We start from the raw sequence: 17,633 nt of genomic DNA, 5'->3' as shown, positions 1-17,633 counted from the left end.
GCGGGCGGGTCAGGCACCGCGGCGCATCGGGGTGTGCGGGATGCCGTCCTCGACGTACCCGGCGCCGCTGACCGTGAAGCCGTGCCCGGCGTAGAAGTCCACCAGGTGCGTCTGGGCCTCCAGCACGCACGGCCGGTCGCCGACCAGGGCGAGCGCCTCGGTCATCAGCCGGCCGGCCAGGCCGCCGCCGCGGGTGGCCGGCGCCACCACGACCCGGCCGATCCGCGCCACGCCGCCGGGGTCGGTCAGAATCCGCAGGTACGCCACGACGTGGCCGTCCCTGGTCAGCCAGAGGTGCCGGGTGCCCGGCTCGACGTCCCGGCCGTCCAGTTCCGGGTACGGGCACGCCTGCTCCACGACGAACACGTCGATGCGCAGCCGGAGCAGGTCGTGGAAGGTGCGGGCGTCCAGGTCGGCGAAGGCGGCGACCCGGACCTCAAGGAGCTGCGACGGCATCCCGCGATGGTAGTGGGCCCCTCCGCCGGACGCCCTCCGCCGGTGGCGGTTCCGTCCCGGTCGGCGGTAGGCGGCCTGCGGTTCCTGGGAGGAGAGCACCGCTGCGAGCGATATGCCTGAGAGGCATAAATATGACTCTTAGGCATATCGCTCGTCGGGAACCTGCCGGGCTGGCGGGACCCGCCGCTCAGGCGGGGCGGGCGCCGACCGCGTCGCGGATCTCGGCGCCCTCGGCGCCTTCGACCGCTCGGGCGCAGTGCGCGCAGCAGAAGAAGCGGCCGGACACCTCGACCCCGTGCCCGACGATCTTGATCTGGCAGTGCTCGCAGATCGGCGCCATCTTGTGGATCGCGCACTCGAAGCAGTCGAAGCTGTGCACGTCCCCGCTGACCGTGCGCACCTCGAACGCCATCCAGTAGTCGTTACCGCAGACCTCGCAGGTAGCCATTCCAAAACCCCCCGATACGGACACGTCACACCAGCGTCGGGCAACGGACACATCCGCGTAACCGAAACCGGCGAACCTGATCCGGCTCGACGGCGAGTCGCTCCCGGCGTGTCGCGCGTTAGGCCTGGTGACAGCCTCGAACCCCGGAGGACCATGTGATCAAGCGCAACAAGCTCTTCGGCAACCAGACCCGGGTCACCTTCTGCCTGCCGCGGGACACCCCACCCGGGGCGGTCAGCGTCGTCGGCTGTTTCAACGACTGGCAGCCCGGCCGGCACGAGCTGGTGGCCCGCCGCGACGGCACCCGCACGGTGACCGTCCGGCTCGGCCCGGGGGAGTACCGCTTCCGCTACCTCGCCACCGGCGGCGTCTGGCTGGACGACGAGTCCGCCGACCAGGTGGACGACCAGGGCAGCCACTTGCTCCTCTGACGGCCGGCGCCACCGCGGCGGCGACGCCGGCCAGCAGGGTCGAACCTACTTCGGCTCCAGCCGGACGGAGATCGAGTTCACGCAGTGCCGGGTGTCTTTCGGGGTGAAACCCTCACCGTGGAAGACGTGCCCCAGGTGACTGTCGCAGCGGGCGCAGCGGATCTCGGTGCGGGCCATGCCGAGGCTGCGGTCCACGATCTCCTTCACCCGGCCCGGGATCGCGTCGTCGAAGCTCGGCCAGCCGCAGTGCGAGTCGAACTTCGCGTCGCTGCGGAACAGCTCCAGCCCGCAGGCCCGGCAGTGGTAGACGCCGGGGGTCTTGGTGTCGACGTACTCGCCGGTCCACGGCCGCTCGGTGCCGGCCTCGCGGAGCACGTGGAACTCCTCGGGGCTCAGCCGGACCCGCCACTCTTCCTCGGTGCGGGGCAGTTCGCTCTCGTCAAGACTCACCGTTCAACGGTACGCCGGGCGTCGGTGCCATCGCATATGGTCGCGCAATGGGTGGCACCAAGGCAGCGGCCGCGGAGATTCAGGTGGCCGGGCACACCGTACGGCTGAGCAGCCCCGACCGGGTGATCTTCCCGCAGCGCGGGTTCACCAAGGCGGACGTCTTCGGCTACTACCTCGCGGTCGGCGACGGCATCATGCGGGCCCTGCGGGACCGCCCGACGACGCTGCAACGCTTCCCCGAGGGCATCGAGGGGGAGATGTTCTTCCAGAAGCGGGTGCCGGCCCGGGGCGTGCCGCCGTGGGTGCGGACCGCGGAGATCAGCTTCCCCAGCGGCCGGACGGCCGCGGAGCTCTGCCCCGCGGACCTGGCGCACGTCGCGTGGGCCGCGCAGATGGGCACGGTGGTGTTCCACCCGTGGCCGGTGCGCGCCGCCGACGTGGACCGCCCCGACGAGCTGCGGATCGACCTCGACCCGCAACCCGGCACCGACTTCGCCGACGCGGCCACCGCCGCCGGCGAGCTGCGGGCGCTGCTGGACGAGCTGGGCGCCACCGGCTGGCCGAAGACCTCCGGCGGCCGGGGCGTGCACGTCTACCTGCGGATCCACCCCCGCTGGACGTTCACCGAGGTGCGCCGGGCCACCATCGCCCTGGCCCGGGAGCTGGAACGCCGCCGCCCGGAGCTGGTCACCACCGCCTGGTGGAAGGAGGAGCGGGGCAGCCGGGTGTTCGTGGACTTCAACCAGATGGCTCGGGACCGGACGATCGCCTGCGCGTACTCGCTGCGGGCCAACGCCCGGGCCACCGTCTCCACCCCGGTCGACTGGGACGAGCTGCCCGAGGTCGACCCGGACGACTTCCACCTGGGCAGCGTGCCGGCCCGGTTCGCCGAGCGGGGCGACCCGCACGCCGGCATCGACGACGCCCCGTGGGACATCAGCCCGCTGCTGGAGTGGGCCGAGCGGGACGCCGCCGCCGGCCAGGGCGACCTGCCGTACCCGCCGGATCACCCGAAGATGCCCGGCGAGCCCAAGCGGGTGCAGCCCTCCAAGGACCGCGACCGGCCCCGGGACTGACCGACTCCACCGCCCGCGCGCCCGCCCACCCCGGATAACGATCATGTAACGGGCGCGAACCTTTCCCGCGCCCCGACTGGTCTTCCTGGTCGTCGGCCCGTCGGGGGCCCGGGGAGGCGTCGGATGAAACTGGTGTGGAGGCGGGCCGTCGAGGCGCGCGGGCTGCTGCTCGCCGCCGCGGTCGCGGCCCTGGTGGCGGTCGCGCTGGTCACCGGTCTCTCCGACTACAACCGCCGGGCGGTCGCCGCCGGGCAGCGGGCGCTGCTCCAGGCGGCGCCCGCCGAGGAGCGCAGCCTGCTGGTCAGCGGGTCGGGTGGCGCCGACCCCGCCGCGTACGCCGACCGGGACCGGGCGGTACGCGCCCAGTTCACCGACGGCCTCGGCGGAGTCCCGGTCACCCTCGCCGCGGCCCGCTACGGCACCGGCCGGGAGCTGACCGGCGACCTCGGCGCGGCCAGGGTTGGCGATGACCCGCTCTTCGCCAACCTCGCCACCCTCGGCGACCTGGCCTGGCACGCCGAGCTGACCGCCGGCGCGTGGCCCAAGCCGGGAGCGACGCCGCTGCAGGTCACCCTGCCCGAAAAGGTCGCCGGACAGCTCCGGCTGCGCCCCGGCGACCGGGTGCCGCTGTACGACCGCAGCGCCGAACGGGCCGGCGAGGTGGTGCTCGCCGGCACCTGGCGACCGCGCGATCCGGCCGAGGCGTACTGGCGGCTGGCCCCCGGGGTCGGCGACGGCGGGACGGGCGCGGTCACCTCGTACGGGCCGTTCGCGCTCGACCCGGGCGACTTCGTCCGTACCTTCCCCGGCTCCAGCTCGGCGTCGTGGCTGGTCGCCCCGGATCTCGCCGTGGTCGAGCCGAGCCGGCTGACGGCGGTCAAGCAGGCCGTCGCCACGATCTCCGCGACAATCCCCGAGGCCACCGGTCTCGGCTCGTCCGCCCAGAGCGTCACCACCATGGACCGGCTGATCGACCGGCTCGGCCGGGCGGACCTGGTCGGCCGCTCCGCCCTGCTCACCCCGCTGCTGCTGATCGTGGTCCTCGGCGGGTACGCGCTGGTGCTGGTCGCCGCGCTGCTCAACGAGGACCGGCGGGCGCAGACCGCGCTGCTGCGCGCCCGGGGCGCGGCCCGCGGCCAGCTTGCCGGCCTCGCCGTACGGGAGGCGACGCTGGTGGTGGTGCCGGCCGTGCTGCTCGCACCGACGCTGGCCGGTGCGGCGCTGCGGCGGCTCGGCGCCGGCACGGCGGACCTCCAACTGACCGGCGGCGGCGTCGGCCCCGGGTGGGCGGTGGCAGTCGCCACCGCGGTCGGCTGCCTGCTCGCCATGGTGCTGCCGGCGCTGCGCCGGGCCGGCACCTACGTCGCCGACATGGCGGCCCGCTCCCGCCCCACCCGGGGCGCCGCCGTGCAGCGAGCCAGCGTGGACCTCGCCCTGGTGGCGCTCGCCGTGCTCGCCTGGACCCAGCTGCGGCAGTACTCCTCGCCCCTCGCGGGGGCCGGCGGGCAGCTCGGCATCGACCCGCTGCTGGCCGCCGCGCCGACCCTCGGCGTGCTGGCCGGGGCGGTCGTCGCGCTGCGGCTGCTGCCCCCGGTCACCCGGTTCGCGGAGCGGTTCGTCGACCGGCGGCCCTGGACGGCGACCATGTTCGGCATGTGGCAGGCGGGCCGGCGCCCGCACGCCGGGCCGGTGCTCCTGCTCGCCCTGGCCGTCGGCGGCAGCACGCTCGCGTGGTCGCTGGTGGCCTCCTGGGAGGGGTCGCAGCGCGACCAGGCGCAGCACCGGGTCGGCGCTGACCTGCGGCTGGTCGAGCGCGACGGGGTCGCGCCGGCCGACCGGGCCGCAGCGCTGTCTGCAGTGCCGGGAGTAGGCCGGGTGCTGCCGGCCTGGCGGGACGACATCCGGGTCGGCCGCAACGACCTGCCGGCGACCGTGGTGAGCCTGGACGCCGCGGGTACCGCCGGCACGCTCCGGCTGGACGACGCGGCCGGTGACGCGTCCGCCGCCGCGCTGCTCGACCGGCTGGTCCGGGGCCGCGCCGCGCCGGCCGGGACCGCCCTGCCGGCCACCGCTCGTCAGCTCACCGGTGCCGTCCGCAGCCCGGTCCGGTCGCCCGGAGACCTGCGGGTGGAGGTGACGGCGCTGCTCACCACCAACGGCGGCACGGCGTGGCGGCTGCCGCTGGCCACCGCGCGGGGTGACGGGCGTCCCGTGCCGTTCACCGTGCGGCTGCCCGACACCGGTGGCGCCCCGCTGCGCCTCGCCGGCTTCGAGGTCGACGGGTTCGGGGCGGCCAGCGGGAGCTACCAGCTGCGCATCGACCGGCTCGGGTTGCTGGAGGCGACGGGCAACCGGCTGCCGCTGGCCCTGACCGGCGAGTGGAACCTCGCCGACACCGAGCAGGGTCCGATTGGGCCGGCCCAGGTCGCGGGCGGGAGCGTCGAGACCGCGTACCGGGGGGCGTTCCCCGAGGGCTATCCGTACGGCACTCCGCCGTCCCGGTTCGTCGTGGTGCCGGGCGGTGATAACGCACCGCCGCCGGCGTTGCTGACCTCCCGGGTTCGGGCCGCGCTGAACGCCCGTATCGGCGACACGGTCACCCTCTCGCTGGCCGGCGTGACCCTGCCGGTCAAGGTGGTCGGCGAGGTCGAGGCCGTGCCGGCGACCGCCGACAGCGGCGGCGGCGTGCTGGTCGATCTGCCCGCGGCGACCGACTGGCTGATCCGGCGGCAGGGCACCGTCCGGCCGGTGCCCGAGTGGTGGCTGGGCACCGACGCGACCGGGCACGCCTCGGCGGCGAACGCGCTCGCGGGGCTGCCCGGGGTGACCGTGCTCGACCGGCGGGCGGTCACCGCCGAGGCCGCCCGGGACCCGTACTGGCTGGGGGCGCGGACCGGGCTGCTCGCGGCCGCGCTCGGTTCGGTGGTGCTGGCCCTGGTCGGCCTGGCGGTCGACGTCTGGGCCACCGCCCGGCACCGGCTGACGGAGTTCGCCGTGCTGCACACGTTGGGCGCCGCGCCCCGGCTGTTGGCCCGGGCACTCCTGGCCGAGCAGGCCTTCCTGGCCGGCATCGGGGTCGGCGTCGGCCTGCTGGTGGGTGCCGGGGTCGCGGCGACGATGGTGCCCCTGGTGATCCTCACCCCGGCCGCCGGCCGGCCGGTGCCCGAGGCCGCCTTCCTGCTGCCCTGGCCACCGATCGGGCTGACCGCGCTCGGGCTGCTGCTGGCGGCCCTCGCCTTCAGTGCCGCCATCACGACCGGCATCCGGCGGCGGGTGGCCGCCCAGCAACTGCGGATCGGGGGAGAAGGATGAGTGTCCTCGGGGTGCTGAGGCGGGTGCGGGCCTACGGCGGCCACTTCCTGCTGCTCGCGGTGCTGACCCTGGTCACCGCGCTGTTGATCACGGCGGTGCCCCGGGTCGCCGACCGGCTGACCGGGCAGGGGCTGCGCGAGTACGTCGCCGGGCAGCCCGTGGCCCGCCGGGACCTGGTCTACACCACGGTGGAGGCGCCGATGCGGGGGACGACCCGGTCGGTGGCCACCCTCCAGGCCGGCGAGCTGGACGCGATCCAGCAGCGGATGCCCCCGGCCGTACGGCAGTCGATCGGCGAGCGGTGGTACGCGGCACGGACCGGGTTCGCCCGGCTCACCGGGCCGGACCTGACCGCCGACAAGGGACTGATCGACCTCACCGTGCGTACCCTCGGCGGGGTCCGGGAGGCGGCGACCCTGGTCGAGGGCCGGTGGCCGGAGGCGGGCGTGACCACGGACGGCTCCGTCGAGCTGGCCCTCGCCGACACGGTCGCCGGCCCGCTCGGGCTGCGCGCCGGCAGCCGGCTCCGGCTCTCCGTGCTGGACGCCGACGGCAAACCGCTGAAGGCGAAGAAGATCACGCTGGTGGGCGTGTTCCGGCCGACCGACCGCAACGACGGGGTCTGGGACGCCCTCCCGTCGCTGCTGCGGCTCGCCGCGCCCGTGGGGGACGGCAAGCCGTTCCTGGCCGTCGGGGTGACCGGCGACGCCGGCCTCGACTCGCTGGTCGCGGCGGGTTGGCCGGTCAGTTTCGCCTGGCGTTACCGGATCGCGCCGGACCGGCTGTCCCCCGGCCAGCTCGGCGCGCTGATCGACGGGCTGGCCGGCCTGGAGCGGGCCCGCCCGGCCGGGCTCACCCTCACCCAGGGCGTCGACATCCCGCTGCGGGAGTTCGCCAGGTCACTCGCCGCGGCCCGTACGCTGCTCGCCGTCATCGCCGCCGGGCTGCTCGCCACCCTGGCCGGCCTGACCGTGCTCGCCGCCCGGCTGGCGGCCCGCCGACGCCGGACCGAGTACGTGCTGCTGCGCGCCCGGGGCGGCTCGACCGGCGTGGTGGCGCGCCGCGGACTGGCCGAGTCGCTGCTGGTGCTGCCCGTCGCGGCCGGCGCCGGCTGGCTGCTCGGCGGCCTGCTGCCCGGCGGCGGCTCGCAACTGCGCTGGGTGCTGCTCGCCGCCGCGCTGGCGACGCTGGCCCTGCCGGTCGCCGCGTTGACCGGGCAGCGGACGTCCGGCCGGGCCGATCTGGTCGGCGCCCGGTCCACCGCCGTCCGGCTCACCGTCGAGGTGTGCCTGCTCGGCGTGGCCGTGCTCGGGGCGTTCCTGGTGCGCCGCCGGGGGCTGACCCTCGGCGGGTCGGTGGACCCGCTGCTGGTGTCCGTGCCGGTGCTGGTGGCGATCGCCGCGGCGCTGCTCGCGCTGCGCGCGTACCCGTGGCCGTTGCGGCTGCTCAGCCGGGCCGCCGCCCGGGCCCGGGGCAGCGTCGCCTTCCTCGGTACGGCGCGGGCCGGCCGGTCCGCCGCGACGGCGCCGCTGGTGGTGGTCGTGCTGGCGGTCGCGACGGCCGCGTTCTGCGGGGTGGTGGCCGCCGGTATCGAGGCCGGCCGGGACCGGGCGGCCTCCCGCGCGGTCCCCGGTGACGTGCTGGTCGACGGGGAACGGTTCGCCCCGGACACCACGGCGGCCCTGGCCGGGCTGCCCGGCGTCCGCGCGGTCGCCCCGCTGCTGGTCGAGCCGGGCCAGCGCCCCTTCGCCGACGCCGCCGGCCGGTTCGGCGGGGTCGGGGAGACCCAGGTCCTGCTGGTCGACGGCGCCACCTTCGCGGAGGTGGGCCGGCGCGCCGGTGTCGCGGTGCCCGACGTCCTCCGTGCCACCGGTGACGGTTCGACGCCGCTGCCGGCGCTGGTCTCCCCGACGCTGGCCGCGGACCTCGCCGAGGCGGGGCTCGCGGACGCCGCGGGCCGGCGGCCGGCCTGGCTCGACGTCCAGGGCAACCGGCTGCCGGTGCGGATGGCGCGGACCGTCGACGAGTTCCCGCTGATCGACCGGAGCACCGAACGGTTCGTGGTGCTGCCCTGGCCGGCGCTGCCGGCGGACGCCCCGCATCCACTGGTGCCCACCGGTTTCGTGCTGGCCGGCGACGGCATCGACGCGGCGGCGGTGAGCCGGGTGGTCGACGAGGGGCAGCGCCGCTACCAGCGCAGCGGGTCGGTCACCGGTGGGGAGCGGCCCCGCCAGCCGGACGTGCGCACCTGGTCGGCCGTGCGGGCGGAGCTCGGCGGCAGCGGGGTGAACGGGCTGCTCGTCTTCGGTTTCACCATCGGTGCTGCCGGCGGCACGGCGCTGGGCCTGCTCGCGCTGGCGTTCGCGGTGCTGGCCGGGGCGCGCGGGCGTGGCCAGGTGCTGTCCCGGCTGCGCACCATGGGGTTGTCCCGCCGGCAGTGGCGGGGGCTGCTGCTGGTCGAGCTGACTCCGCTGGTGCTGGTGTCGGTGCTCACCGGCGCGCTGGTCGGCGCGCTGCTGCCGCTGCTGTTGACCCCCGTCCTCGGCCTGCCCGCGTTCACCGGGGGCGCGGCGGTGCGGGTGCGTTTCGAACCCGGCCTGGTCGCCGGGGTGCTCGGGCTGGCCATGCTGGCCCTCGGCTTCGCGGTCGCCGTCGAGGCCCTGAACAACCGCCGGATGCGCCTCGGTGAGGTGCTCCGGCTCGGAGAGGAGAGCTGAGATGACAGCCACCGCCGAGGCGTCCGTCGTACCGGACCTGGCCGCCCTGCAGCAGCGGGCCGCGCGGCGCGCCGCCGAGCGGGCCGGCGGCCGGGACCGGCTGCGTGGGCACATCGTCTGCGACGGCCTGGTCCGGATCTTCAAGACCGAGGGGGTGGAGGTGGTCGCCCTGCAGGGGCTCGACCTGGTCATCGACCGGGGCGAGCTGGTGGCGATCGTGGGCGCCTCCGGCTCGGGCAAGTCGACGCTGCTGAACATCCTCTCCGGGCTGGACACCCCCACCGCCGGCATCGCCCGGGTCGCCGAGTACGACCTGCTCGCCCTGTCGAACCGGCGCCGGCTCAGCTACCGACGGAAGATGGTCGGTTTCGTCTGGCAGCAGACCGGCCGCAACCTGCTGCCGTACCTGACCGCGGTGGAGAACGTCGAGCTGCCGATGCGGCTGGCCGGCGGGCGCTCCCGGCGGGCCCGCCGGGAACGCGCCCGCGAGCTGCTCGACCTGATCGGGGTCGGCTACTGCGCGGACCGGCGGCCCGGCCAGCTCAGCGGTGGCGAGCAGCAGCGCGTGGCGGTCGCGGTGGCGGTGGCCAACGACCCGGAGGTGCTCTTCGCCGACGAGCCGACCGGCGAGCTGGACGAGGCGACCGGCGCGGAGGTCTTCGCCGCGCTGCGGACCATCAACGCCGAGCTGGGCGTGACCATCGTGGTGGTCACCCACGACCACGCGGTGGCCAGCCAGGTCCGCCGGACCGTCGCCATCCGCGACGGCCGGACCGCCTCCGAGGTACGCCGCACCGCCCGGATCACCGCGGACGGCAGCACGGAGCTGGTCAGCGAGGAGTACGCGGTGCTGGACCGGACCGGCCGGATGCAGTTGCCGGCGGCCTTCGTCGACGCCCTGGTCCTGCGCGACCGGGTCCGGCTCAACCTGGAACCCGACCACGTCGAGGTGCGGCCCGGCGACCGGGCGCACGCCGAACGGAGTGAGGCATGACCGAGCAGTTGTCCCCGGCGCCGGCCCGCACGGCCACCACCGACGAGGTGGTCCGGGTCGGCGGGGTGAGCCGCACCTTCGGCCGGGGCGAGCACGCGGTGCACGCCGTCCGGGACGTCTCGTTCTCCGCCGGGCGGGGTGAGCTGGTCGCGGTGCGGGGCCGCTCCGGGGCCGGCAAGACCACCCTGCTCAACCTGGTGGGCGGGCTGGACCGGCCGGACTCGGGCCGGGTGCGGGTGGCCGGGCACGACGTGACGTCCGCCGGTGAGCGGGAGCTGCTGCGGCTCCGGCGTGGGACGATCGGCTTCGTGTTCCAGACCTTCGGTCTGGTGCCGATCCTGTCCGCGGCGGAGAACGTCGGGGTGCCGCTGCGGCTGGCCCGGGTGCCGGCGGCCGAGCGGGAGCAGCGGGTGGCGGTGCTGCTGGAGCTGGTGGGCCTCGGCGGGCACGCCGCGCAGCGCCCGTACGAGCTGTCGGGCGGGCAGCAGCAGCGGGTGGCGGTGGCCCGGGCCCTGGCGAACGAGCCGGACCTGTTGATCGCCGACGAGCCGACCGGCCAGCTCGACTCGGAGACCGGCCGATCCATCATGGACCTGCTGCGGGCGGTGGTGCACGCCCGCGGCATGACCGCGTTGGTGGCCACTCACGACCCGGCGCTGATCGAGCTGGCCGACCGCACCCTGACCCTGCGCGACGGCCGCCTGGCCGACGACTGACAGCCGCCTCAGACCCGTCGGGCCGTCTCCACCCGAGTCATCCGCTCGCTCCCTGTGGAGCTGATATCGGAAACGAATCAGATCCAGCCGGGGCTCGCGTTCCAGCAGCAACACCGGCACGGCGCCGGGCCCGACAGCCGCTGTCGACACCGACAAGCCTGGCGCTGCGTCGGCGAGCTCCGGTGGGGCGTGGGTGATTCGTTCACGACATCAGCTCCATAGGAAGTGACCACGTGACCTGCCGGCGTGCGCGGTAACGGGGCGCGCTGCCGCCAACCCCGTCCGGGCAGGTGAGGAGATCGCGGCGACCGTCGGTGCCGCCGCGGCCGACCCTCCGCCTCGCGCGGCCCCGGCCGCCCCGGAGCCGGGTCAGAGCGCCAGCTTCATCCCCTCGTGGCTGGCCACGAAGCCCAGGTTGCGGTAGAAGCGGTGCGCGTCGGCCCGGGTCTTGTCGGTGGTGAGCTGCACCAGCGCGCAGCCGCGCTGCCGGGCCTGGTCGATCGCCCAGGTCATCATCTCCCGGCCGAGGCCCCGGCCGCGCTGGTCCGACCGCACCCGGACCGACTCGATCAGCGATCGCTCCGCGCCGTGCCGGCCCAGCCCCGGGATGTACGTGATCTGCATGCAGCCGACCAGCTCGCCGCCGGCGTCCGCGACGACCAGGTGGTTGCGCGGGTCGGCGTCGATGTCGGCGAACGCCTTCTCGTACGCGTCGTCGACCTCGGTGAAGTCCCGGGCCTTGCCCAGCACGTCGTCGGCGAGCAGGGCGATGACGGCGGGCAGGTCGGCCCGGACGGCGTCCCGGAAGATCACGTCGGTCATACCGGGAGCCTGGCACAGCGACACCGGACGATGTGTGGGTGTCGGTTGCCCCCACCGGGCAGCATGTGCGCCATGGAGCTCCTGCTGCTGCCGTTCCGCTGGATCTACCGGGGCCTCGTCTGGTTCGCCAACTCGCCGCGCACGCTGATCACGTCGTACCTGCTGATGATCGTGGTGGCGGGCGTCCTCTACAGCCACGCCGAGCACAAGAGCGCCGCCGACTCGGTCTGGTGGGCGGTGGTCACCGCCTCCACCGTCGGGTACGGCGACATCTCGCCCACCAGCTGGCAGGGGCGCACCCTCGCCGCGCTGCTGATCTCCACCATGGTGCTGCTGGTCATCCCGCTGATCACCGCGCACTTCGCCAGCCGGCTGATCGTCGACGACGACGCCTTCGAGCACGCCGAGCAGGAGGAGCTGAAGGCCGACGTCCGGCGGATGCGCGCGCTGCTGGAGGAACTGGCCGCCCGGCAGGGCATCGAGGTGCCCGGGCCGGAGCGCCGCGAACCCCTCAACGCGCCGGGCAGCGGAGCCCCTCTCTGGGGACGGTCAGCGAGATCAAATAGGCGTCGACGGCGGCGGTGACGCAGGCGGTCTGCGGGTACGCGGTGTGCCCCTCGCCCTCCCAGGTCAGCACCCGGCCGACGCCGAGCATCGAGGCCAGCGCGGCGGTCTGCTCGTACGGGGTGGCCGGGTCGCCGGTGGTGCCGACCACCACGATCGGCGGCGCGCCGATCGCCCTGCCGGTCGGGTACGGGTCCCGCGCGCCCGGCCACTCCACGCAGCCCAGCATGCCCACGGCCAGGGCCGGCCCGAAGAGCGGGTACTTCTCCCGCCACTGCGACTGGAGCTGGCGGATCTGCTCCCGGGTCGGCTTCTCCGTCTCGTCGGCGCAGTTCACGGCGAGGTTGGCGTCGAACAGGTTGGAGTAGTGCCCGTCGTCCTCGCGGCCCGCGTACGCGTCGGCGAGCTTGAACACCCCGGTCGGGTCGCCGCCCTGGAGCCGGTCGATCGCCCGGGCCAGCTCCTGCCACCCCGACTCCGTGTAGAGCGAGGAGATGACCGCGTAGAAGACCCAGCCGGCGGTGGCCTCCCGCCCGTCGGCGCCGCGGACCGGGGAGACCTTCGCCTTGTCGATGGCGGCGGTGACCGCGCCCCGGGCGTCCGGGGCGATCGGGCAGCGGCCGGCGTTCGCGGCGCACCACCGGGCGAAGTTGCCGAACGCCCGCTCGAAGCCCTTCGCCTGGCTCTCCGACCCGGCGATCAGCTGCTGCTGCGGGTCCACCGCGCCGTCGAGCACCAGCGCCCGGACCTTGTCCGGGTAGAGCTGGGCGTAGGTCGCGCCGAGCAGGGTGCCGTACGAGTAGCCCAGGTAGGTGAGCTTGTCGTCGCCGACCGCCGCCCGGACCGCGTCCATGTCCCGGGCCGCCTGCTCGGTGCCGTAGAGCGGAAGCTGGTCGCCGTACTTGTCGCCGCAGCGCTGCCCGACCCGCTTGTTCAGGTCGACGAACCCGTCGAACGAGGCCTGGCTCTCCGGATCGGGGTCGTAGCCGAAGCTGGCGTCCAGGTCGGCGTCGGGGATGCACTTGACCGGGCTGGACCGGGCCACCCCGCGCGGGTCGAAGCCGACGATGTCGAAGCGGTCCGTCACCGCGGCGGGCAACCCGCCGAACGCGGAGCCGAAGGAGAGGTAGACCGCGGTGTCCACTCCGGACGCCCCGGGACCGCCCGGGTTGACCACCAGCGACCCGATCCGGTCGTGCTGCTTGTTCGACCGGATCCGCAGCAGCGCGATCTCGAAGGTCTCCCCGGTGCCCGGCCCGGCGGTCGCGCCGTTTGCGGCGCCGCTGCCCCAGTTGCGCGGAACGAGGATCCGGGCGCACTCGTAGCGCATGCCCGCGGCGCCCCGGCCGACCAGCTCGTCGGGCACCTCCGGGCAGGCGCGCCAGGTCGGCGCGCTGCCGGGGGCGGCCGCCTCGCCCTGGCCCTCGGTCCGTGGGGCGAACGCCGGCAGGGTGCAGCCGGCGGTGACCACCACCGCCGCGGCGAGCCCGGCCAGGGTCAGGCGGACCCGGCGGATCCGGTCGGAGAACGGGGTCACGTGGGAGCCTTCCGTGATCGGGTCGACGGCCAGGCTACGCCGGGCCGGGTGCGCTGCCGACGGTCGCCGCCGGATCTCCGCGCAGCACCTGGTCCACGTCGTAGCGGACCGGGCGCTCCAGCTGGTCGTAGCGGCAGGAGCGGGGATCGCGGTCCGGCCGCCAGCGGACGAACTGGGCCGTGTGCCGCAGCCGGTCGCCCTCCATCGCGTCGTAGCCGACCTCGGCCACCAGCTCCGGGCGCAGCGGCTCCCACTCCAGGTTCTTCGTGCCGGTCCACCGGCTCACCCCGCCGGGAATGCGCTGGCCCCGCTCGTGGTCGCCGTGCACCCACGGGTGGTCTCCGGCCACGTCCCGGTACGGCTCCAGCTCGGTCAGCAGCTCCTTGCGGCGGGCCGCGGTGAACGACGAACTGACCCCGATGTGGTGCAGCACGCCCGCGTCGTCGTAGAGGCCGAGCAGCAGCGAGCCGACCACCGGGCCGGACTTGTGCCAGCGGAAGCCGGCCACCACCACGTCGGCGGTGCGAGCGTGCTTGACCTTGAACATCAGCCGCTTGCCCGGCTCGTACGGCAGGTCGGCCGGCTTGACGATCAGGCCGTCCAGCCCGGCGCCCTCGAAGACCTCGAACCAGCGGCGGGCTGCCTCCGGGTCGGTGGTCACCTGGGTGACGTGCACCGGCGGGCGGACCCCCGCGAGCGCCCGCTCCAGCCGGGCCCGGCGCTCGGGGTAGGCCTGGTCGAGCAGCGGCTCGTCGTCGATGGCGAGCAGGTCGAAGGCGACGAAGTCGGCCGGGGTGGTCTCGGCGAGCAGCTTGACCCGGGAGGCCGCCGGGTGGATCCGCTGGGCGAGCAGCTCGAAGTCGAGCCGGGGCTGGCCGCCCGGCCCGTCGCGGCGGATGACGATCAGCTCGCCGTCGACCGCGCACCGCTCCGGCAGCTGCGCGCGTGCCTGTTCGACCACCTCCGGGAAGTAGCGGGTCATCGTCTTGCCGCCCCGGCTGGCCAGCTCGACCTCGTCGCCGTCGCGGAAGATGATGCAGCGGAACCCGTCCCACTTCGGCTCGTACGTCATGCCGGGGGCGGTGGGGAGTTGGGGCACGCTCTTGGCCAGCATCGGTTCGACCGGCGGATTGATCGGCAGGTCCACGGCGACCAGTCAATCAGACGGGACCGACAGCCGTGAGGCAGATCACCGCCGGTGCGGGGCGGCATGTCCCCGCTCGGACCCGTTCGTCACCTGGGGGCGGATGATGAAACCGCAGGTCAGAGCTACCTTCGCCGGGTGCGGGAGTGGGTGTGCGGCTGCTGCGGGCGCTGGCGGGTGAGCGTGGAGCTGATCCGGGGGCGGTACCGCTACCGGCTGGCGCACCGCTACCGGCCCGAGTTCGGCGGCGGCGTGAACGTGGTCGGCGAGGTCTCCTCCGTGGCCGAGCTGGAGGACCTGCTGCGCCGGCACGCCCCGGTCGGCCTGGCCGACCTGCGCGAGGCCGCCTGAGCCACCCGCTGATCACCCGCGGTCGATGCCGGGCATACCCTGACCCTGTCCCGCGGGGAGGGGGAGCGGTGCGATTCGTTACGGTCACCGAGGTGGCCGCCGACCTCGACCGGGTCTGGGCGGTGCAGGTCGACGTCGAAGGCTGGCCCGAGTGGGCCCCCTCGGTGCGGTCCGTCCGGCGGCTGGAGCCGGGACCGCTCACCCTGGGCTCCTCGGCCCGGCTGGAGCAGCCCGGGCTGCGTCCGGCGGTGTGGCGGGTGACCGAGTTCGACCCGCCCCGCCGCTTGGTCTGGGAGTCGGCGGCTCCCGGCGTACGCAGCCGGGGCGAGCACCGGTTGACCTCACTGCCGGACGGCCGGGTCCGGGTGGAGCTGGCGCTGGCGCAGACCGGTCCGCTCGCGGCACTCGTCGGGCTCCTCGCCGGCCGGGTGTTCCGGCGCTACCTGCGCCAGGAGGCCGACGGGCTCCGGCGCCGCTGTGAGCGGGGTTGACCGGCGCCGAATCAGGCATCCCGCCGGGCCGAGCCGACCAGCGTCTTCTCCAGCACCGCCAGCCGGAAGCCGTTCGGGTCCGGCCGGTGAGCCACGACCCGGTAGCCGCGCCGGTCGTACAGCCGCAGGTTGTCCGCGCTGTCCGCGCCGGTGAACAGCGCGAACCGGTCCACCCGACCGGCGCAGGCCGCCTCGATCGCCGCGAGCAGTCGGGCGCCGACGCCCCGACCCTGCTGGTCCGGTGCGACCGAGAGCCGGCCGATGTCCGCCTCCACCAGGTACGCGGCGCGCTGCACGGTGAGGATCTCGCCGGCGTCCGCGACACCGGCCGGGGCGACGGTCACCTGCTCGGTCATCCGCCCAGCCCACCACAGTCCTGCGCGCCCGCGCCCGGTGGCCCACCCGCGCCGGCCGTACCCTGGCGGGGTCCGACTCGACCCTTGGGGGTGCTGACCGTGCCGGAGCTGACCTACCCGGACGTGGGCGCCACCCGCGCGGGTCCGCTGCCGCCCGGCTGGCGGCACGTCCGGCACCGGGTCCGGCTGCCCGCGGGGTCCTTCGCCGTCGCCGGCGCGGCGGTCCTCGGCTGGCGGCTGCACCGGGCGGCCGGAATCCGGATCTCCGCCGACGCGCCGCGGGCCGCCCCGGGCGTCCGGGTCGTCTCCCGCCTGGGGGTGGGGCCGCTCCGGCTCGCCGCGCCCTGCGCGGTGGTCTGGGCCGCCGACGACGAGCGGCGGGCCGGCTTCGGCTACGGCACGCTGCCCGGTCACCCGGCGCGCGGCGAGGAGGCCTTCGTGGTTACCCGGGACTCCTCCGGCGCGGTCTGGTTCGAGGTACGCGCCTTCAGCCGCCCGGACCGCTGGTTCATGCGCGCCGCCGGCCCCGTCGGCCGGGCCTTCCAGCGCGGGTACGCGTGGTGGCTCGGCCGTACCCTGCGCCGCCTCTGCGCCCGCCCCTGACCCGACTCGAACGGGGATCAGAAGCGGGCGAAGGAGCGGATCGGGGCGCGCGGGCCGTAGCGGGGGGCGTGCACGCCGCCCGCCTCCAGCAGCAGGCAGACCCGCCCCCGGTGGCCGCGGAACGGCTCCAGCAGCGCCAGCATCCGGGCGTCGTCGCCGCGCGGCTCGCCCGCGAGGGCCCAGGCCACGGTGTTCGGGATGTGGTAGTCGCCGACGCTGACCGCGTCCGGGTCGCCGTACGCGATCCGCACCACCTCGGCGGCGGTCCACGGGCCGATGCCGGGGATCGCGGTCAGCCGGCGGGTGGCCTCCTCGGCGTCCGCGCAGCGTTCCAGGCGGTCGGCGGCGGCGGCCGCCCGGCGCAGGGTGTCGGCCCGCCGCTGCTCCACCCCGAACGGGTGGAAGACCCAGTACGGGGTGGCGGCCACTGCGGCCGCCGCCGGCGGCAGCAGCAGCGGCTGCAGGGGCCCGGGCGCCGGTTCGCGGAAGTGCCGCACGGTGGCCGCGTACGCCCGGTAGGCCTCCTTGCCGGTGACCTTCTGCTCGAAGACGGCCCGCAGCAGCCGGGGGAAGACCTGACCGGTGGCGGGCATCCGCAGTCCGGCGTGCGCGGCGGCGAGCCGGGCCACCACCGGGTGCGCGGCGGCGAGGTCGGCGAAGCCGGTGAGGTCGTCGCGGAGCCCGGCCACCGCGTCGGCCCGGTCGACCACCCAGTCGGCGCCCGGTCCGTACCCCTCGGCGACCAGCTCGCCGGCGGCGGGCCGCAGCGTGAGCGTGGCCGGTCCGTCCGGGGTGCGGGTGGCCCACCAGAAGCTGCCGGCGGCGATCCGGGCGCACGGGTCGTACGGGCTGAAGGTGAGCGCCCGGACCGAGGCGGCCAGCCGGTAGCCGGCCGGTGGGCGCAGCGTCCGGCGGGCGGCGGGTCCGGAAGGAGTCACCCGGACACTCTGCCAGGTCGACCGAGGTGCGCTGCCTGCGACTCGTCGATTCAGGGGCGAATGAAGTCGGCCGATCCGGTACCGGCCCCTCATCCGGAAGGTCCTACTTGTCGAACGTGAAGTATCGGTCCGGTGGGCAAATGCGACGTAACCTGCGGTGTGCTGCTGTCAAGGAGGTGAACAGCTCCTGTCCCCGAGATGAATCCGTTGCTAGCCTTTCGGTCTGT

The 17,633-nt window shown here is 75.3% G+C and carries 18 protein-coding genes; 10 read left to right on the top strand and 8 right to left on the bottom strand.

Going from position 1 to position 17,633, the window contains the following annotated elements; translation table 11 throughout:
* Window positions 1-9 precede the first annotated feature (9 nt).
* Both OG799_RS19835 and OG799_RS19830 read right to left on the bottom strand, forming a co-directional pair.
* Window positions 10-456 carry a GNAT family N-acetyltransferase gene (locus OG799_RS19835; RefSeq protein WP_406036667.1) on the bottom strand — a complete coding sequence of 149 codons (447 nt, stop codon included), beginning with the start codon at window positions 454-456 and terminating at the stop codon, window positions 10-12.
* A gap of 187 nt (window positions 457-643) precedes the next feature.
* Window positions 644-904 carry a Prokaryotic metallothionein gene (locus tag OG799_RS19830; RefSeq protein WP_406036666.1) on the bottom strand — a complete coding sequence of 87 codons (261 nt, stop codon included), beginning with the start codon at window positions 902-904 and terminating at the stop codon, window positions 644-646.
* A 155-nt stretch (window positions 905-1,059) separates the two neighbouring features.
* On the opposite strand from OG799_RS19830, the gene OG799_RS19825 reads away from it, so the two are divergent.
* Entirely contained in the window at window positions 1,060-1,335 is a 276-nt protein-coding gene (locus OG799_RS19825; protein ID WP_406036665.1) for an isoamylase early set domain-containing protein, read from the top strand.
* A gap of 45 nt (window positions 1,336-1,380) precedes the next feature.
* Here the strand turns inward: OG799_RS19825 and msrB are convergent, their stop codons facing one another.
* Entirely contained in the window at window positions 1,381-1,785 is a 405-nt protein-coding gene (msrB, locus tag OG799_RS19820) for a peptide-methionine (R)-S-oxide reductase MsrB (protein WP_406036664.1), read from the bottom strand.
* A gap of 47 nt (window positions 1,786-1,832) precedes the next feature.
* Here msrB and ligD point away from each other — a divergent pair, with 47 nt between their 5' ends.
* From ligD to OG799_RS19795, 5 genes are all read left to right on the top strand, one after another.
* Window positions 1,833-2,861, top strand: a complete 1,029-nt coding sequence (ligD, locus tag OG799_RS19815) for a non-homologous end-joining DNA ligase (protein WP_406036663.1) — start codon at window positions 1,833-1,835, stop codon at window positions 2,859-2,861.
* 123 nt (window positions 2,862-2,984) lie between these two features.
* Complete coding sequence (locus tag OG799_RS19810; RefSeq protein WP_406036662.1) at window positions 2,985-6,173, top strand: FtsX-like permease family protein; 3,189 nt, start codon at window positions 2,985-2,987, stop codon at window positions 6,171-6,173.
* Window positions 6,170-8,890 carry an FtsX-like permease family protein gene (locus OG799_RS19805; RefSeq protein WP_406036661.1) on the top strand — a complete coding sequence of 907 codons (2,721 nt, stop codon included), beginning with the start codon at window positions 6,170-6,172 and terminating at the stop codon, window positions 8,888-8,890. The genes OG799_RS19810 and OG799_RS19805 overlap by 4 nt, the downstream gene beginning before the upstream one ends.
* Window position 8,891: 1 nt before the next feature.
* Complete coding sequence (locus tag OG799_RS19800; RefSeq protein WP_406036660.1) at window positions 8,892-9,884, top strand: ABC transporter ATP-binding protein; 993 nt, start codon at window positions 8,892-8,894, stop codon at window positions 9,882-9,884.
* The gene (locus OG799_RS19795) at window positions 9,881-10,600 is read left to right on the top strand and encodes an ABC transporter ATP-binding protein (protein WP_406036659.1); all 720 of its coding nucleotides are present in this window, start codon (window positions 9,881-9,883) and stop codon (window positions 10,598-10,600) included. Before OG799_RS19800 ends, OG799_RS19795 begins: the two co-directional genes overlap by 4 nt.
* A gap of 369 nt (window positions 10,601-10,969) precedes the next feature.
* Here the strand turns inward: OG799_RS19795 and OG799_RS19790 are convergent, their stop codons facing one another.
* A complete protein-coding gene (locus tag OG799_RS19790; RefSeq protein ID WP_406036658.1) occupies window positions 10,970-11,422 on the bottom strand; it encodes a GNAT family N-acetyltransferase in 453 nt (150 codons plus the stop codon).
* A 72-nt stretch (window positions 11,423-11,494) separates the two neighbouring features.
* On the opposite strand from OG799_RS19790, the gene OG799_RS19785 reads away from it, so the two are divergent.
* The gene (locus OG799_RS19785) at window positions 11,495-12,007 is read left to right on the top strand and encodes a potassium channel family protein (RefSeq protein ID WP_406036657.1); all 513 of its coding nucleotides are present in this window, start codon (window positions 11,495-11,497) and stop codon (window positions 12,005-12,007) included.
* On the opposite strand, the gene OG799_RS19780 is transcribed toward OG799_RS19785, so the two are convergent.
* Window positions 11,934-13,502: an alpha/beta hydrolase gene (locus tag OG799_RS19780; protein ID WP_406046335.1), complete on the bottom strand. Its 1,569-nt coding sequence runs from the start codon at window positions 13,500-13,502 to the stop codon at window positions 11,934-11,936. The two genes, OG799_RS19785 and OG799_RS19780, sit on opposite strands and share 74 nt — an antisense overlap.
* Before the next feature lie 55 nt (window positions 13,503-13,557).
* On the bottom strand, window positions 13,558-14,670 hold the full coding sequence (locus tag OG799_RS19775; protein ID WP_406036656.1) for an ATP-dependent DNA ligase: 1,113 nt from the start codon (window positions 14,668-14,670) through the stop codon (window positions 13,558-13,560).
* A 135-nt stretch (window positions 14,671-14,805) separates the two neighbouring features.
* Here OG799_RS19775 and OG799_RS19770 point away from each other — a divergent pair, with 135 nt between their 5' ends.
* Together OG799_RS19770 and OG799_RS19765 are read left to right on the top strand one after the other, a co-directional pair.
* Window positions 14,806-15,018: a hypothetical protein gene (locus tag OG799_RS19770; RefSeq protein ID WP_406036655.1), complete on the top strand. Its 213-nt coding sequence runs from the start codon at window positions 14,806-14,808 to the stop codon at window positions 15,016-15,018.
* 68 nt (window positions 15,019-15,086) lie between these two features.
* Window positions 15,087-15,509, top strand: coding sequence for an SRPBCC family protein (locus tag OG799_RS19765; protein WP_406036654.1), 423 nt, complete (start codon window positions 15,087-15,089; stop codon window positions 15,507-15,509).
* Between the two features lie 11 nt (window positions 15,510-15,520).
* Here the strand turns inward: OG799_RS19765 and OG799_RS19760 are convergent, their stop codons facing one another.
* Entirely contained in the window at window positions 15,521-15,865 is a 345-nt protein-coding gene (locus OG799_RS19760) for a GNAT family N-acetyltransferase (RefSeq protein WP_406036653.1), read from the bottom strand.
* Between the two features lie 99 nt (window positions 15,866-15,964).
* On the opposite strand from OG799_RS19760, the gene OG799_RS19755 reads away from it, so the two are divergent.
* On the top strand, window positions 15,965-16,468 hold the full coding sequence (locus OG799_RS19755) for a DUF1990 family protein (protein WP_406036652.1): 504 nt from the start codon (window positions 15,965-15,967) through the stop codon (window positions 16,466-16,468).
* 17 nt (window positions 16,469-16,485) lie between these two features.
* Here the strand turns inward: OG799_RS19755 and OG799_RS19750 are convergent, their stop codons facing one another.
* Window positions 16,486-17,406 carry a DNA-3-methyladenine glycosylase family protein gene (locus OG799_RS19750; RefSeq protein WP_406036651.1) on the bottom strand — a complete coding sequence of 307 codons (921 nt, stop codon included), beginning with the start codon at window positions 17,404-17,406 and terminating at the stop codon, window positions 16,486-16,488.
* Between the last annotated feature and the right edge of the window lie 227 nt (window positions 17,407-17,633).

Origin of the sequence: Micromonospora sp. NBC_00898, assembly GCF_045207895.1 — a bacterium.
Classification (GTDB): domain Bacteria; phylum Actinomycetota; class Actinomycetes; order Mycobacteriales; family Micromonosporaceae; genus Micromonospora.
This window is presented reverse-complemented; position numbering and strand designations above follow the sequence as displayed.

Excerpts from the sequence above, each read along its gene's own strand:
- OG799_RS19835 (WP_406036667.1), bottom strand. The coding sequence starts at position 456 with ATGCCGTCGCAGCTCCTTGAGGTCCGGGTCGCCGCCTTCGCCGACCTG.
- OG799_RS19830 (WP_406036666.1), bottom strand. The coding sequence starts at position 904 with ATGGCTACCTGCGAGGTCTGCGGTAACGACTACTGGATGGCGTTCGAG.
- ligD (WP_406036663.1), top strand. The coding sequence starts at position 1,833 with ATGGGTGGCACCAAGGCAGCGGCCGCGGAGATTCAGGTGGCCGGGCAC.
- OG799_RS19810 (WP_406036662.1), top strand. The coding sequence starts at position 2,985 with ATGAAACTGGTGTGGAGGCGGGCCGTCGAGGCGCGCGGGCTGCTGCTC.
- OG799_RS19805 (WP_406036661.1), top strand. The coding sequence starts at position 6,170 with ATGAGTGTCCTCGGGGTGCTGAGGCGGGTGCGGGCCTACGGCGGCCAC.
- OG799_RS19800 (WP_406036660.1), top strand. The coding sequence starts at position 8,892 with ATGACAGCCACCGCCGAGGCGTCCGTCGTACCGGACCTGGCCGCCCTG.
- OG799_RS19795 (WP_406036659.1), top strand. The coding sequence starts at position 9,881 with ATGACCGAGCAGTTGTCCCCGGCGCCGGCCCGCACGGCCACCACCGAC.
- OG799_RS19790 (WP_406036658.1), bottom strand. The coding sequence starts at position 11,422 with ATGACCGACGTGATCTTCCGGGACGCCGTCCGGGCCGACCTGCCCGCC.
- OG799_RS19785 (WP_406036657.1), top strand. The coding sequence starts at position 11,495 with ATGGAGCTCCTGCTGCTGCCGTTCCGCTGGATCTACCGGGGCCTCGTC.
- OG799_RS19760 (WP_406036653.1), bottom strand. The coding sequence starts at position 15,865 with ATGACCGAGCAGGTGACCGTCGCCCCGGCCGGTGTCGCGGACGCCGGC.